Below are 14,190 nucleotides of genomic sequence, written 5' to 3' on the forward strand. Positions count from 1 at the left end.
CCGGCCGCCGCGACGGCCGTTTCGCGTCACTCCCCCGGTTCGCCGCTCCCGCCGTCGGCCAAGGCCCCGCCGCTCTCCACGCCCCCGCCGCCGGCCAGCGCCCCGCCGCCCGACACGTCCCCGTCCCCGTCCCGATCCCCGTCACCGAAGGCCAGCGACACGTGGTCGCGGACCGGCCGGAACCCCAGATGCCGGTACAGCGCGTTGCTGACCGGATTGGCGAGGTCGGCGAAGAGCACGACATCGCGGGCGCCCGCGTCGAGCGCGGCGCGCGAGACGGCCGCGGTGGCGCCGCCCGCGTACCCGTGGCCCCGGTGCGCGGGCGGGGTGTAGACGGCGACCACCCGGACGGTGCCCGACGGGTCCGCCGCGTCGGCGGCCCTCCCGGCCATCGCGACGGGCTCGCCGTCCCGCTCCCACACGGTGCGTCCGCCGAGCGCGATGGCGTCGTCCATGGCCCGCTCGTCGTCCACGGGCGGCTCGCCGATGTCGACGGTGAAGGCGCGGTGCCAGCGCAGCAGCAGCTCGCGGTCGGCGGGGCCCGCGACCCTGGCGCGGCCGGGCGGCGCGGGCCTGCGCGGGGTGAGGTCCCCGAGCCGGTAGAGCCGCATGGCGCGCTCGACCGTGACCTCGGCGCCGGTCCTCGCGGCCCAGGCCGCGCCGAACGCCTCGGCGCTCTCGCGCTCGCCGCGCACCCCGCCAGGGGCCTCGCCGGGCCAGACCTCGGCCAGCTCACCGGCCGCGGACGGCGGGCCGCCGGTCAGCAGCGGCGGATGCGGCGGCGTACGGAGGAAGGCCGCGGCGACCGCGGCGCCGGGTTCGGGGCGCCACCAGCCGAACAGCGGCGGCTGCCCGCCGTACGCGTCGAGCCCGCGGCGGCGCAGCGCGGCGGTGACGGTGACCGGCACCGAATTCTCCACCGGGCGCTCCCGCAGGAACGGTCCCGCCTCGGTCTCGAACGCGGCCAGGTCCGCGGTGATCGTCCAGCTCATCGGCCCATGGTGGCCCCGCGCCCGGGCGCGCGCACGCCGTTTTCCGGCGTCGGCCGCGCGGGGCGGTCACGGCGTCAGCAGCCCCCGGCGCTCCAGCAGCGGCTCGGTGCGCGGCGGCCGGCCGCGGAAGGCGGCGAAGGCCGCCATCGGGTCGACGCTGCCGCCCCTGGAGAGCAGCGCGCGGCGGAAGGTGTCGCCGTTGGCGCGGCGCAGGCCGCCGTTGTCCTCGAACCAGGTGACGGTGTCGGCGTCCAGGACCTCGCTCCAGATGTAGGAGTAGTAGCCCGCGCTGTACTGGCTGGCGAAGATGTGCTGGAAGTACGTGGTCCGGTAGCGCGGCGGGATCGCGGGGTGGGCCAGTCCCGCCTTCTTGAGCGCCGCCGCCTCGAACGCCAGCGCGTCGCCGGGGTCGGTGCCCGCGGGCAGGGTGTGCCAGGCCCAGTCGAGCAGGGCGGCGGCGAGGTACTCGACGGTGGTGAAGCCCTGTCCGAACCGGGCTGCGTCCCGCATGCGGTGGACGACGTCGGCGGGCATCGGCTCGCCGGTCTCGTGGTGGACGGCGTAGCGCTCCAGGACCGAGGGCCACAGCGACCACATCTCGTTGACCTGGGAGGGGTATTCGACGAAGTCGCTCGGCACGCTGGTGCCGGAGAAGTACGGGTAGCGGACGGCGGAGAACAGGCCGTGCAGCGCGTGCCCGAACTCGTGGAAGAGCGTGTCGACCTGACTGAACGTCAGCAGCGCGGGCTCGCCCGCCGCGGGCTTGGCGATGTTGTGGTTGTTGACCACCACCGGTCGCTTGCCCAGCAGTTCCGACTGGCTGACCAGGGAATTCATCCAGGCCCCGCCGCGCTTGGACGCGCGGGCGAAGAAGTCGCCGAGGAAGAGACCGAGGGGGCTGCCGTCGGCGTCGAAGACCTCGAAGACCCGGACGTCGGGGTGGTAGCCGACCAGGTCGGGGCGTTCGGTGACGGTGATGCCGTAGACCTCGTGGGCGGCGTGGAAGACCCCGTCGTGCAGCACCTTGTCGAGCGCGAAGTACGGGCGCAGCGCGGCCTCGTCGATGTTGTGGCGCTCCTTGCGGACCTTCTCCGCGTAGTACGACCAGTCCCACGCCTCGACGGGCCCGCCCGCCAGTTCCGCGAGGGCGTCCGCCTCGCGCTCGGCGTTGGCCAGAGCGGGCGGCACCAGGCGGTCGAGCAGGTCGGTGACGGCCTGCGGGGTGCCCGCGGTGCGGTCGGCGACGACGTACGCGGCGTGGCTGGGGTAGCCGAGCAGCGCGGCGCGTTCGGCCCGCAGGGTGGCGATGGTGACGGCGAGCGGGCCGTTGGTGTCCTGGGCGCGGTTCAGGGACGCGGTGAGCAGGCGGCGGCGCACGTCGCGGTCGTCCAGCGAGCCGAGTTCGAGCTGGTTCGAGAAGTTGCGCAGGCTCAGTACGTAGGAGCCGTCGTGGCCGAGCGCGGTGCCGTTCTCGGCCGCGGCGGCGATCGCGCCCGCGGACAGGCCGGAGAGCTGGGCGGGGTCGTCGAGGACGAGGGCGGCGGCCTTGCTGGCGGCGACGATGTTCTGGCCGAAGGCGGTGGAGGCGGCGGCGATCTCGGCGTTCAGCTCGCGCAGCCGTCGCTGGCCGTCCGCGTCCAGCTCCGCGCCTGAGCGCTGGAAGGCGGTGCGGTAGCGCTCCAGCAGGCGCAGCGACTCGGCGTCGAGGCCGAGGGAGTCGCGGGTGTCGTACAGCGACGTGATCCGGGCGTAGAGGCCGGGGTTGAGGCGGACGGCGTCGTTGTGCGCGGCGAGCAGCGGGCTGATCCGCGACTCGGTCTCCTGCACGGCGGGGGTGATGTGCGCGGACGCCTGGTTGAAGAAGGCGGCGCTCACCCGGGCGAGCAGCGCGCCCGAACGCTCCAGCGCGACGAGGGTGTTCTCGAAGGTCGCGGGCTCCGGGTCGGCCGCGATGGCCTCGACCTCCGCGAGGTGCTCCGCCAGGCCCTGCTCGAAGGCGGGCAGGTAGTGCTCGTCCCTGATGTCGGCGAACGGCGGCAGCTCGTACGGCAGCGGACTCGGGCTGAGGAACGGATTCGTCGTCACCCCGTCGACCCTACGCGGCGCCCTGCCCGCCGTCAGGCCGTGACGAGCGCTCGCGCGGATCGTGAAAAGCGCCCGCACAGGTCACTGACCTGTGCGGGCGCCGATGTGATGCCGGTACGGCGGTGGGACGGTGATGTGCTGCCGGTACGACGGTGGGACTGCGGTGCCGTGCGGCTACGTTCCCGGTGTCAGCCGCCACTCTTGCGACGGAATTCCCGCTGTCCTCCGGCCTTGCCGTGCGCGCCATGGATCTTGGACTGGTTGTTGCCGCCCGAGGCGGATCCCTTGCGCGCGCTCTGCTTGCGCTCCAGTGCCTCGCGGAACTTCCGCTTCACCTCGTCCTCGTCCGGCGCCTGCGCCTCGGCGTCCGAATCGGTCTCCGGTTCCGCCGCGGCGTCCTGCGGTGCTGCTTCAGCGGCCACGGTGGCCTCCTGCTCTTGGTCGGTCATGCCACCAGAGTCGCATGCCGGACGGCGTGGGCCCACCCGATATCGCCGGGGCACACGGCGCGTGTACGGTTCCGTTCACCACTTCCGGGGAGGATCAGACTGATGACCTGGCTGTTGTACGGCGCCACCGGCTACACCGGCCGCTTGATCGCCCGCCGCGCCGCAGCACTGGGACAGCGCCCTGTGCTGGCCGGTCGCAACGCCGCGAAACTGGTGCCGCTGGCCGCCGAACTGGGCCTGGAACACCGGGTGTTCGGTCTCGGTGACCCGGCCGCGATACGCCATGGACTGGACGGCGTGGAGACGGTGGCGCACTGCGCGGGCCCCTTCGCGCGCACCGCGCTGCCGATGGCGACCGCCTGTCTCGACTCCGGTACCCACTATGTGGACATCACCGGTGAGATCGACGTCTTCGAGTCGCTGCACGCGCTCGACGCGCGCGCGGAGAAGGCCGGGATCACCCTGCTGCCCGGCGCGGGCTTCGACGTGGTGCCGACCGACTGCGTCGCCGCGCTGCTCGCCGCCCGGCTGCCGGACGCGACCCAGCTCGACCTCGCCTTCCTGATCGGCGGCGGGGCGAGTCCCGGTACCGCGCGGACCGCGCTCGAAGGGATGGGCGTGGGCGGCAGGATCCGTACCGGCGGCGAGATCCGTACGGTGCCGGTCGGCTCCCGACAGGTGCAGGCTGCCTTCCCTTCCGGCACCCGCAAGGTCGTGTCGATCCCGTGGGGCGATGTCAGCACCGCCTACTACTCGACGGGCATTCCCGACGTGACCACGTACACCTATGTGCCCGTGCCGACGCCCGCGCTCGCCGCGAGCAGGCTGCTGCGGGTCGGGCCGCTGCGCGGGGCGCTGGCGGGCGTGGTCGGCAAGCTGGTGCGCGGTCCCGGCGAGCGCGCCCTGAGCGGGAGCCGCAGCGAGGTGTGGGGCCGCGCCCGCGACGCGGCCGGCAACACGGTGACCGCGACCCTCACCGGCCCCGGCCCGTACGGTATGACGGCCGATTCCGTGCTGCGCATCATCGGGCGGCTGCCGGGGCTGCCGACCGGCTTCCAGACGCCGTCGCTGGCGCTGGGCGCGGACTACGCGGGCACGCTGGACGGGGTGACGGTCACGGTGGAGGCGCTGGGCTGAGCGCGGCGCCGGACGCGGTGTCCTGACGCGGCGCGGTGTCCTGACGCGGCGGGCGGTCCCACCCCGCAGGGGCCGCTCAGCCGCGGTTGCCGACCAGGAACAGCAGCCAGATGAAGAAGGCCAGGGCGTGGGCGACCACGACGTAGACCAGGACGCGCAGGACGACGCCGCGTTCCTTGCGCTTCTCGCTGCCGTTGGTGGTGCCGACCACGAGCGAGCGGGGCGGGGGCACCTGCTCGGGGGTCGGGGCGGGTGCCGGGTTCTGGCCGCTCATCGCCGGGCTCCTCTGGTCTCGTCGCCCCGGGCGCGTGCGCGGGGCTGATCCGTACGGTCCTGGTGGGCGCCGCGCGTGGGGTCGGCGCGGCCGGTACCGGTGCGCGGGGCGTCGGCGGGCGCGGGGCCCGCGGCGGCGTCCTGCGGGCTGACGCACAGGGCGGAGGTCTCGCTCTGCATGAGGGTGTGGACGAACAGCAGGTCCACTCCCCCGGCGTCCGCCGCCTCCAGCCGGTGCGGCACCAGCGAGTCGAAGTGCGCGGAATCCCCCGCACCCAGGGTGTGGCCGCGGTCGCCGAGGCTGAGCAGCAGCGTGCCCCCGGTCACGTACAGCCACTCCTCGCCGGGGTGGACGCGGACGAGCGCGCGCTGGGCGCCCGAGGGTATGTGCACGCGCAGGGCCTGCATCGCGCGGCCGGTGCCGCCCGCCCGCCAGTACGTCCAGCCGCCCGCGGGCACGGCCGTCATACGGTCGCCGCGTACGATGGGATCCGGCTCGGCCTCCGTCTCGCCCAGCAGGTCGGAGACGGTGGTGCCGTAGAGCCGGGCCAGGCCGAGCAGGACCGGCAGCGAGGGCTGGCGCAGGCCGGACTCCAGCCGGGACAGATGGGCCGCGGACAGCTCAAGCCGTCGGGCGGCGGTCTCCAGGGTGAGGCCGCTGGCGCGTCGCCGGTCCCGCAGGCGGGGCGCGAGGACGAGATGGTCCGTGGACAGCGCACCCGGGGGTGGCGCACTGTCCACGGAGTCGAGGATGTCCGTGCCGTGGGTGGCGTCCATGCCTTCCATGGAACAGCACGGCTTGCCTCTCAGGCAAACGAGTTACCTCAGAGGCAAAAACCCGCGGTGATCAGCGCTTGCAGCCGATACCCCCGTAGACCCCGATCTTGCGCAGCTCGGCGGGCTTGAGCTCCGGGCCCTCCGGGTGCCAGAGCGGGACCTGGACCAGACCGGGCTCGATGAGGTCGTACCCGTCGAAGAAGGCGAGCACGTCGGCGTGGCTGCGGGCGGTCAGCGAGGCGGTGGCCTTCTTGTAGACCTCCATCACCTCGGGCGCCACGTCGGTGTGGAAGTCCGCGGTGGCGTGCGAGAGCACCAGGTAGCTGCCGGCCGGCAGCGCCTCGCGCAGCGTGCCGAGCATGCCCGCCGGATCCTCGGCGTCGGTGACGAAGTGCAGCACCGACACCAGCAGCAGCGCGACCGGCTCGTCGAAGTCGATCAGCTCGCTGATGGTGGGGTGCTCCAGGATCGTGCGCGGATCGCGCATGTCCCCGAGGAAGAAGCCGGTGTTGCCGGTGCCGATCAGGCGCGCCCCGGCGTGGGTGGCCACGATCGGGTCGTTGTCGATGTAGGCGATCCGGACGTCGGGCGAGACCGAGTGCGCGACCTCGTGGGTGTTCGGCGAGGTGGGTATGCCGGTGCCGATGTCGATGATCTGCCGGATTCCGCCCTCCACCAGGTGGCGGACGGCTCTGCTCAGGAACGCGCGGTTGGCGCGGGCGCCCAGGACCACGTCCGGGGCGACGTCGAGGACACGCTGAGCGGCTTCCCGGTCCACCTCGTAGTTGTCCCAACCACCGAGGAAGTAGTCGTACATACGGGCCGGATGCGGTTTGCTGGTGTCTATCTCGTCGACGGGGAATCCCTGGTCGGTCACGCCGTCCTCCGCTTCCTTCGCTTCTGCTGTGCCGCTGTGCTCTGTGCGTCATACGTGGTGCGTCCCGCGTCGGACGCGGCGCTTCGCGCGTCGGGGACACGCGGTCCTTCGTGCGTGGTGCTCATCCGAGGAGGAAATCCGCTTCGCCGGCCTTGGCGCCCTGGATGAAGGTGGTGATCTCGTGATTGGTGTAGATCAGCGCCGGACCGTCGGGGTCGGTCGACTGGCGCAGCGCCACCCGTCCGTCGTTCAGCCGTTTCGCTTCCACGCAGGAGCCGCCGTTGCCGCCGCTCCAGGGTTTGCGCCACCCGTCGGGACCGAGTTCGGTGGCGGGCATTCCGTTGTAGATGCCGTCGTGATGTCTGCCGTGGGCGGCGTCGTGCACGGTGTCGTAGATGTCGCCGTACCCGTACACGCCGTCGTTGCTGACGCGATCCATGGTTCAGATCTCCTTGCGCATGCCATCGAGGATGGCCTTGGTGCTCTGTGCCGGCGCGGCCTGCGCGCACATCCGGTCGAGTGCCTCCAGGAAGGTGGACACGTCGTCCCGCTCGTCGAAGTAGACGCCGCCCACCAGGCTCTCCGCGTAGGCGATGTCCGGGATCTCCTGGAGCTGGAACCGGAAGATGTGGAAGGGCCCGTACATGGCGGGGTGCGGGCCGGAGGCGAACGGGATGACCTGGAGGCGTACGTTCGGCAGCTCGGTCGCCTCGGCGAGGGCGTCGATCTGCTCGCGCATCACCCGCCGGCCGCCGATGGGGCGGCGCAGCACGGTCTCGTCCATGACGACCCACAGCAGCGGGGCCTCGTGCTTGCGGACCAGCGTCTGGCGCTCGACGCGCAGTTCGACCAGGCGGTCTATCTCCTCGGCCGCCGCGTGCGGCATCCCCGCGCGTAGTACGGCGCGCGCGTACGCGGGGGTCTGGAGCAGGCCGGGCACGTAGTGCGGCTCGTAGGCGCGGATGACGGTGGCCTCGCCCTCCAGGCTGACGAAGGCGCTGAACCAGTCCGGCAGGACGTCGCGGAAGCTGTGCCACCAGCCGGGCCGGTTGGCCTCGCGGGCCAGGGCCAGGAAGCCGCCGATCTCCTCGGGAGTGGTGATTCCGTAGGTGATCAGGAGTTTTTCGACATAGGGGATCTTCAGCCCGACTTCGGCCTTTTCCATCCGCCGGATCGTGGCGTGGGTGACATCGAGGGCCTGCCCGGCCTGTTCGAAGCTGAGCCCGGCCCGCTCGCGGAGGTCCTGGAGTCGCTTGCCGAGCACCATGCGCAGGACGGTCGGAGCGCCGCCCGGCCGCGGGTCCATCACGTGGCTCAACCCCCAACTCCCTTGACTGATAAGCAGTGTGGCATGTCGTCAGCGTCAGCGACAGCGTGTTCTGTTGAATTTGCAAATTACAGAACGGACCTTGCCATGTGTCCGGCACGAGCCCCATAGTTACGGAGTGGTTCCTTCACCCAACGCTCTCCGACGCGAGCGCCATGACACCGGTGGCGGCTGTGGCCGCCACGACGTCTTTCGGCTGCCCGCGCAGAGCGCTTCGGTGGCCGACGCCCGGGGCCGGATACGCGACCGGCTGAGCGAGTGGAACGTGTGCCCCGAACTGGTGGACGACGCGAGCCTGGTGGTGACCGAACTGTTCACCAACGCGGTGCGGCACACCGACAGCGAGAAGATCACCTGCGTCGTGCACCAGCGCGGCGCGGTGATACGGCTGGAAGTGACCGACCAGGGCCGGGGCTCCAGCAGGCCCGAACCGTGCGACGCGGGCGCGGACGAGGAGGGCGGTCGCGGACTGCTCCTGGTGAGCGTGCTGGCGACGGCCTGGGGATCGGAACCCGCGGAAGACGGGACAGGGCGCGTGGTGTGGGCCGAACTGGCCGTACACCCCGCGCCCTCGTGTTAGCTACAGCGGCAGCAGATCGGGCCGCTTCGGCTCGACGTCGTCGCCGGAGGACTCCCCGCGCAGCCGCCGTCCGATCCACGGCACCAGATACTCCCTGGCCCACTGGATGTTGTCCTTGCGCACCGCGGAGGCCGGCCGCTGGGACAGCGGCGGCCACGCCTGGTCAGGGTCGGCGGGCACGTCGAGGCCGAGCACCTGCGCGGCGCGCAGCGCGACCCTGGTGTGCCCCTCGGGCGACAGGTGGAGCCGGTCGTCGCTCCAGGCCCTGCGGTCCTGCACCGAACGCAGCGACCACAGGTCGAGCACCGGACAGTCGTAGCGGTCGGCGATGGACCTGACATGCGCGGTGTACGTGGCGATCTTGCCGCGCAGGTGCCGCAGCACGGGTACGTCGCGGGTGTCGAAGCCCGTACAGACCAGCACCGTGCCGACGGCGCCGCTGAGATCGGCGACGGCGGCCTCGAAGCGCTCGGCGATGGCGTCGGGGTCACCGCCGGGGCGCAGGATGTCGTTGCCCCCGGCGCAGAAGGTCACCAGGTCGGGAGCGAGTTCCTTGGCGCGCGGCACCTGCTCGGCCACGATCTGGTCGAGCAGCCGGCCGCGGACCGCGAGATTGGCGTAGCGGAAGGTGTGTTCCTCGCGCCGGTCGGCGAGGAGTACGGCCAGGCGGTCCGCCCAGCCCACGTACATACCGTCAGGACCGGGGTCGCCGACGCCTTCGGTGAAGCTGTCCCCCACCGCGGTGTACGACCCGATCGCACCGTTGTCGTCTGTTTGCGAATCGTCAGCCACGTCGGACCATCTTTCTCCTCCGGGTGTGACTTACGCGACCGTAAGGAGGGGTTGACGCGACGTGATTCATCCCACCAGGTCAAAGCCGCCAGGAAGGAATACGCCGCAGGGTGACGGCGCACCGGACACATACCGTTCGGTACGTGGTGCTCCGCGCTGCCGTATCGTCGGCAGTGCCCCAGGTCGCGACGTATGAGAGGTAGGAGGATCACCGGTGACGCAGGAATTGCCGCGGACCGACCCGACCGGATCCGAGCCGATAGCCGAGGCGCTGTCAGAGCCCGAACTGACCGGTGTGCGGAATTTCCGGGACGTCGGGGGTCTGCCCACGACGGACGGGCGCCGGGTACGGCCGGGCGTGCTGTTCCGCAGCGGTCACCTCGCGCACGCCGACGCCGACGCCATCGCGTTCCTCACCGGGCTCAGCCTGCACACGATCTTCGACTTCCGCAACCGGGACGACATCCGCGTCGAGGGCCCGGACGTCGATCTGCCGGGCACCGTCAATGTGAACCTCCCGCTCAGCGACCCGGCGAACAACAACAACGCCGGTTTCTGGCACACCGTCCGCAACGGCGACCTGGCCGCGCTGGAGGAGGTGCTGGGCGAGGGGCGCGCCGCGGAGCGGATGGCGCAGTCCTACCGCACGTTGATCCGCGAGCGCACCGCGGAGCACGCCCGGATGCTCGAACTGCTCACCGAGCCCGCCGACCCGGCCGTCCCCGCGCTGCTGCACTGCGCCGCGGGCAAGGACCGCGCGGGTACGTCGATCGCGATCATCCTGCTGGCGCTGGGCGTCGAGCGCGCCGCCATCGAGGCGGACTACCTGGAGAGCAACGCGCCGCACCGCCGCTACCGGGTGCGCCGCGGCGACGGCAGCACCGGCTCCGAGATCGACCCGGCGGTGATGGCGCTGCTCGACCCGCTCTTCGAGGCGCGGGCGGAGTACCTGCGGGCCGCCTTCGAGACCATCGACGAGGAGTGGGGCTCGGTCGACCGCTATCTGGAGGAGGGCCTGGGCCTGACGAAGGAGCGGCGCGAGCGGCTGCGGGACGTGCTGCTGACGGACTGAGACCCCCGGGGGCCCGTACGCGCGGCGTACGGGCCCCCGTCCGTGTCCCGGCGGTGCGCCTCAGCGGTTGGCGACCGCCTGCTTGACCAGCGTGCGGCCGAAGTCCCACATCAGGCCGCCCCCGCCGTGCGCGTCGTCCATGACGGCGGTGAAGGCCGTCACGAAGCGGTCGACGTCCGCCTCGTTCACGACCAGCGGCGGGATCAGCTTGATGACCTCGACGTGGTCGCCGGAGACCTGGGTGAGGATGTGGTGCCGCTGGAGCAGCGGCACCACGACCATCTGCGCGAAGAGCCCCTTGCGGGCGGCCTGGAGCATCGTCCAACGGCTGCGCAGGCCGAGCGACTTGGGGCGGCCGAATTCGATGCCGACCATCAGGCCGCGACCGCGGACGTCCTTCAGGAACTCGTACTGGTCGGTGAGCGCGGCCAGCCGGGTGCGCAGCAGGTCGCCCATCAGCCGGGAGTTCTCGACCAGCCGCTCGTCCTCCACCACCGACAGCGTGGCCAGTCCCGCCGCCATCGCCTGGGCGTTGGACCCGAAGCTGGCGGAGTGCACCAGGACCCGGTCCATGGAGGAGTAGACCTTCTTGAAGATCCAGTCCTTGCCGAGCGTGGCGCCGACCGGCACGTATCCGCCGGAGAGCGTCTTGGCGACGGTCAGCAGGTCGGGCTCGACGCCCTCCTCCTGCTGGTAGGCGTAGAAGGTGCCGGTGCGGCCGATGCCGGTCTGCACCTCGTCGCAGATGAGCAGCGCCTTGTGCTTGTGCAGCAACTCCTGGGCGGCGCGCAGGTATCCGGGCGGCGGGATGTAGACGCCGTGGCCCTGGATCGGCTCGATGATCATCGCGGCCACGTCGCCGCGCTTCAACTCCCGTGCGAGCGCTTCGAGATCGCCCACCTCGATCGGGGTGTCGGGCAGCAGCGGTGCGAAGCCGTCCTGGAATCCGGCCTCGCCGTTGACGGACAGCGACCCGGTGGTCAGCCCGTGGAAGGAGTGCTTGCAGTACAGGACGCGCGTCTTGCCGGTGGCGTACCGGGCGAATTTCAGCGCGGTCTCGACGGCCTCGGTGCCGCTGTTGCCGAAGAACACCCGGTCCAGGTGCGGCGAGTGGGCGAGCAGCTTCTCGGCCAGCAGGCCGGGCAGCGGCTGGCAGTCGAAGCGGGTCAGGTCCGCGAGCCCCGCGTCGAGCACGTCGTGCAGCGCCTTGCGGACCACCGGGTGGTGGCGTCCGACGCCCATCACGCCGAATCCGGCGAGCATGTCCAGGTAGTCGTTGCCGTCGGCGTCCCAGAAATGCGCGCCCTCGGCCCGCTCGTAGACCTTGTCGAAGCCGATGGTGTGCAGCATCCGCGGAAGCTGGTGGTTCAGGTGCTTGGCGTGCAGGTCGTAGCGCTCGCCGCCGCGCTCGGCGAGCAGCGTCGCCAGGTCGAACCCCTTGGCCGGGCCGGGCACTTCGCCGCCGCCGGCCTGCGGGGCGGGCCCTTCGCCCACGCTGCTCTCAGACGATGTCATCGCTCACCTGCTCCTTGCGTACGTGAATGGGTACGGCCTCCCGCGCGGTGTCGTCCGCGGCCCCGGCCGGTTCCCCGACCGTCACCGTACGCGCGCCGCCGTTCCGGGTGCCGGTACGGGTGTCGATACGGGTCAGGGCCGCGCCGATCCGGCCCGCGATCTCGGCGGGGGTCAGTCCGATGTCGGCCAGCACCTCGGCGCGCTTGGCGTGCGCGAGGAACTGCTGCGGGATGCCGAAGTCGCGCAGCGGCACGTCCACGCCCGCGTCGCGCAGCGCCTGCGCGACGGTCGAACCGACTCCGCCCGCGCGGCCGTTGTCCTCCACGACGGCCACCATGCGGTGGCGCGCGGCCAGTTCGGGCAGCGCCGGGTCGACCGGCTTGACCCAGCGCGGGTCGACGACGGTGACGCCGATACCGCGGCCGGCCAGCAGCTCCGCGACCGACAGGCAGGTGGTGCCGAGCGCGCCGACCGAGACCAGCAGCACGTCGGACGTCTCGCCCTCGGACGGCCGGTGCAGCACGTCCATGCCGCCGACCCGGTCGACGGCGGGCAGCGGCTCGCCGACGGTCTCCTTCGGGAAGCGGATCACGGTGGGCGCGTCGTCCACGTCGAGGGCTTCGCGCAGTTGGGCCCGCAGTTGGTCGGCGTCGCGCGGCGCGGCGATCCGCAGCCCCGGCACGACCTGGAGGATCGACATGTCCCACATGCCGTTGTGCGAGGCGCCGTCGACCCCGGTCACCCCGGCCCGGTCGAGGACGAAGGTGACTCCGCACTTGTGCAGGGCCACGTCCATCAGGACCTGGTCGAAGGCGCGGTTGAGGAAGGTCGCGTAGACCGCGACCACCGGGTGCAGTCCGCCGGTGGCCAGGCCCGCGGCCGAGGTCGCGGCGTGCTGTTCGGCGATGCCGACGTCGTAGACCCGGTGCGGGTACGCCTTCGCGAAGGCTTCGAGTCCGACCGGTTGCAGCATGGCCGCGGTGATCGCCACGACGTCGGGCCGCTCGGCGCCGACCCGGACCATCTCCTTGCCGAAGACGGAGGTCCACGACGGACCGCCGACCGGGGCGAGCGGGCGGCCGGTGAGCGGGTTGATCGCGCCGACGGTGTGGAAGCGGTCCGCCTCGTCCTGCTCGGCGGCCGGGTAGCCGCGGCCCTTCTCGGTGAGGCAGTGCACCAGCACCGGGCCGCTGAACCGCTTGGCGCGGCGCAGCGCGGTCTCGACGGCGGCGATGTCGTGGCCGTCGATCGGGCCGACGTACTTCAGGCCCAGGTCCTCGAACATGCCCTGCGGGGCGAAGGAGTCCTTGAAGCCCTTCTTCGCGCCGTGCAGCGACTCGTAGAGCGGCTGCCCGATGACCGGGGTCTGCTGGAGGACGCTCTTGCCCCAGGACAGGAAGCGTTCGTAGCCGTCGGTGGTGCGCAGCGTGGTGAGGTGGTTGGCCAGACCGCCGATGGTCGGGGCGTACGACCGCTCGTTGTCGTTGACGACGATGATCAGCGGGCGGTCCCGGCCCGCGGCGATGTTGTTCAGCGCCTCCCAGGCCATGCCGCCGGTGAGCGCGCCGTCGCCGATGACGGCGACCACATGGTCGTCGCCGCCCTTGACCTGGTTGGCCTTGGCGAGGCCGTCGGCCCAGCCGAGGACGGTGGAGGCGTGGCTGTTCTCGATCACGTCGTGCTCGGACTCGGCGCGACGGGGGTAGCCGGACAGGCCGCCCTTGCTGCGCAGTTTGGAGAAGTCCTGGCGGCCGGTGAGCAGTTTGTGGACGTAGGACTGGTGGCCGGTGTCCCACAGGATCCGGTCGGCGGGCGAGTCGAAGACGCGGTGGAGCGCGATCGTCAGCTCCACCACCCCCAGATTCGGTCCCAGGTGGCCGCCGGTCCTGGCCACGGCCTGGACCAGGAACTGCCGGATGTCGGCGGCCAGTTCGTCGAGCCGGCCTTCGGGCAGTGCCTTCAGGTCGCGCGGGCTTCGGATGTTCTCCAGCATCGACATAAGTGGACCTCGTTCCCCCTGCCGGGATTGCTATGTTCAGCCGACCGTTCCCGCGACGGCTTGGCCGCCGACGGTCACGGAGGGTTCACCCGACGTGGTGCCGTCGGCCTCCATCTGCTCGGCGAGTTTCATCGCCTCTTCGATCAGCGTCTCGACGATCTTCGACTCCGGCACGGTCTTGATGACCTCACCCTTGACGAAGATCTGACCCTTGCCATTTCCCGACGCCACACCCAGATCAGCCTCACGGGCCTCACCCGGACCGTTGACGACACAGCCCATCACCGCGACCCGCAGCGGGACCTCCATACCGTC

At 71.7% G+C, this 14,190-nt stretch carries 14 protein-coding genes and 1 pseudogene; 3 read left to right on the forward strand and 12 right to left on the reverse strand.

Going from position 1 to position 14,190, the window contains the following annotated elements; all coding sequences use genetic code 11:
* Positions 1 to 26: 26 nt before the first annotated feature.
* The 3 genes from ABZX65_RS22680 to ABZX65_RS22690 all read right to left on the reverse strand — a co-directional run bounded on the left by ABZX65_RS22680 (position 27) and on the right by ABZX65_RS22690 (position 3,526).
* On the reverse strand, positions 27 to 992 hold the full coding sequence (locus ABZX65_RS22680) for a GNAT family N-acetyltransferase (RefSeq protein WP_355342830.1): 966 nt from the start codon (positions 990 to 992) through the stop codon (positions 27 to 29).
* 66 nt (positions 993 to 1,058) lie between these two features.
* Positions 1,059 to 3,077 (reverse strand): M3 family metallopeptidase, encoded by a 2,019-nt coding sequence (locus ABZX65_RS22685; protein WP_355342833.1) that lies wholly within the window; start codon positions 3,075 to 3,077, stop codon positions 1,059 to 1,061.
* Between the two features lie 188 nt (positions 3,078 to 3,265).
* On the reverse strand, positions 3,266 to 3,526 hold the full coding sequence (locus ABZX65_RS22690; protein ID WP_355342836.1) for a DUF5302 domain-containing protein: 261 nt from the start codon (positions 3,524 to 3,526) through the stop codon (positions 3,266 to 3,268).
* A gap of 102 nt (positions 3,527 to 3,628) precedes the next feature.
* On the opposite strand from ABZX65_RS22690, the gene ABZX65_RS22695 reads away from it, so the two are divergent.
* Positions 3,629 to 4,663 carry a saccharopine dehydrogenase NADP-binding domain-containing protein gene (locus ABZX65_RS22695; protein ID WP_188279675.1) on the forward strand — a complete coding sequence of 345 codons (1,035 nt, stop codon included), beginning with the start codon at positions 3,629 to 3,631 and terminating at the stop codon, positions 4,661 to 4,663.
* A gap of 76 nt (positions 4,664 to 4,739) precedes the next feature.
* Here ABZX65_RS22695 and ABZX65_RS22700 read toward each other — a convergent pair whose 3' ends face one another.
* From ABZX65_RS22700 to ABZX65_RS22720, 5 genes and pseudogenes are all read right to left on the reverse strand, one after another.
* The gene (locus ABZX65_RS22700; RefSeq protein ID WP_355342840.1) at positions 4,740 to 4,937 is read right to left on the reverse strand and encodes a DUF6126 family protein; all 198 of its coding nucleotides are present in this window, start codon (positions 4,935 to 4,937) and stop codon (positions 4,740 to 4,742) included.
* Positions 4,938 to 5,086: 149 nt separating this feature from the next.
* Positions 5,087 to 5,713, reverse strand: a pseudogene (locus ABZX65_RS22705) (XRE family transcriptional regulator); the annotation flags it as partial.
* A 70-nt stretch (positions 5,714 to 5,783) separates the two neighbouring features.
* On the reverse strand, positions 5,784 to 6,590 hold the full coding sequence (locus ABZX65_RS22710) for an SAM-dependent methyltransferase (RefSeq protein ID WP_355342843.1): 807 nt from the start codon (positions 6,588 to 6,590) through the stop codon (positions 5,784 to 5,786).
* Positions 6,591 to 6,711: 121 nt separating this feature from the next.
* The gene (locus tag ABZX65_RS22715) at positions 6,712 to 6,927 is read right to left on the reverse strand and encodes a DUF397 domain-containing protein (RefSeq protein WP_355342882.1); all 216 of its coding nucleotides are present in this window, start codon (positions 6,925 to 6,927) and stop codon (positions 6,712 to 6,714) included.
* A 105-nt stretch (positions 6,928 to 7,032) separates the two neighbouring features.
* Positions 7,033 to 7,857, reverse strand: a complete 825-nt coding sequence (locus ABZX65_RS22720; protein WP_355342885.1) for a helix-turn-helix transcriptional regulator — start codon at positions 7,855 to 7,857, stop codon at positions 7,033 to 7,035.
* Between the two features lie 178 nt (positions 7,858 to 8,035).
* Between ABZX65_RS22720 and ABZX65_RS22725 the strand changes: the two genes are divergently transcribed.
* Positions 8,036 to 8,497 carry an ATP-binding protein gene (locus ABZX65_RS22725; protein ID WP_355342846.1) on the forward strand — a complete coding sequence of 154 codons (462 nt, stop codon included), beginning with the start codon at positions 8,036 to 8,038 and terminating at the stop codon, positions 8,495 to 8,497.
* Here ABZX65_RS22725 and ABZX65_RS22730 read toward each other — a convergent pair whose 3' ends face one another.
* Positions 8,498 to 9,289, reverse strand: coding sequence for an SGNH/GDSL hydrolase family protein (locus ABZX65_RS22730; protein WP_355342849.1), 792 nt, complete (start codon positions 9,287 to 9,289; stop codon positions 8,498 to 8,500).
* Positions 9,290 to 9,548: 259 nt separating this feature from the next.
* Here ABZX65_RS22730 and ABZX65_RS22735 point away from each other — a divergent pair, with 259 nt between their 5' ends.
* The gene (locus ABZX65_RS22735; protein ID WP_355342888.1) at positions 9,549 to 10,361 is read left to right on the forward strand and encodes a tyrosine-protein phosphatase; all 813 of its coding nucleotides are present in this window, start codon (positions 9,549 to 9,551) and stop codon (positions 10,359 to 10,361) included.
* 60 nt (positions 10,362 to 10,421) lie between these two features.
* Here the strand turns inward: ABZX65_RS22735 and ABZX65_RS22740 are convergent, their stop codons facing one another.
* The 3 genes from ABZX65_RS22740 to ABZX65_RS22750 all read right to left on the reverse strand — a co-directional run.
* Positions 10,422 to 11,876 carry an aspartate aminotransferase family protein gene (locus ABZX65_RS22740; RefSeq protein WP_355342852.1) on the reverse strand — a complete coding sequence of 485 codons (1,455 nt, stop codon included), beginning with the start codon at positions 11,874 to 11,876 and terminating at the stop codon, positions 10,422 to 10,424.
* Entirely contained in the window at positions 11,863 to 13,875 is a 2,013-nt protein-coding gene (gene dxs, locus ABZX65_RS22745) for a 1-deoxy-D-xylulose-5-phosphate synthase (protein ID WP_355342855.1), read from the reverse strand. Before dxs ends, ABZX65_RS22740 begins: the two co-directional genes overlap by 14 nt.
* Positions 13,876 to 13,911: 36 nt before the next feature.
* The coding region (locus ABZX65_RS22750) for a flavodoxin-dependent (E)-4-hydroxy-3-methylbut-2-enyl-diphosphate synthase (protein ID WP_355342858.1) at positions 13,912 to 14,190 on the reverse strand (279 nt) is incomplete at its 5' end.

Source organism: Streptomyces sp. NPDC003300, assembly GCF_040610915.1.
In the GTDB taxonomy this organism is placed as follows: Bacteria; Actinomycetota; Actinomycetes; order Streptomycetales; family Streptomycetaceae; genus Actinacidiphila.

What these genes read in the sequence shown, in the direction of transcription:
- ABZX65_RS22680 (WP_355342830.1), bottom strand. Translation starts at nt 992, where the DNA reads ATGAGCTGGACGATCACCGCGGACCTGGCCGCGTTCGAGACCGAGGCG.
- ABZX65_RS22690 (WP_355342836.1), bottom strand. Translation starts at nt 3,526, where the DNA reads ATGACCGACCAAGAGCAGGAGGCCACCGTGGCCGCTGAAGCAGCACCG.
- ABZX65_RS22695 (WP_188279675.1), top strand. Translation starts at nt 3,629, where the DNA reads ATGACCTGGCTGTTGTACGGCGCCACCGGCTACACCGGCCGCTTGATC.
- ABZX65_RS22700 (WP_355342840.1), bottom strand. Translation starts at nt 4,937, where the DNA reads ATGAGCGGCCAGAACCCGGCACCCGCCCCGACCCCCGAGCAGGTGCCC.
- ABZX65_RS22715 (WP_355342882.1), bottom strand. Translation starts at nt 6,927, where the DNA reads ATGCCCGCCACCGAACTCGGTCCCGACGGGTGGCGCAAACCCTGGAGC.
- ABZX65_RS22720 (WP_355342885.1), bottom strand. Translation starts at nt 7,857, where the DNA reads ATGGTGCTCGGCAAGCGACTCCAGGACCTCCGCGAGCGGGCCGGGCTC.
- ABZX65_RS22740 (WP_355342852.1), bottom strand. Translation starts at nt 11,876, where the DNA reads ATGACATCGTCTGAGAGCAGCGTGGGCGAAGGGCCCGCCCCGCAGGCC.
- dxs (WP_355342855.1), bottom strand. Translation starts at nt 13,875, where the DNA reads ATGTCGATGCTGGAGAACATCCGAAGCCCGCGCGACCTGAAGGCACTG.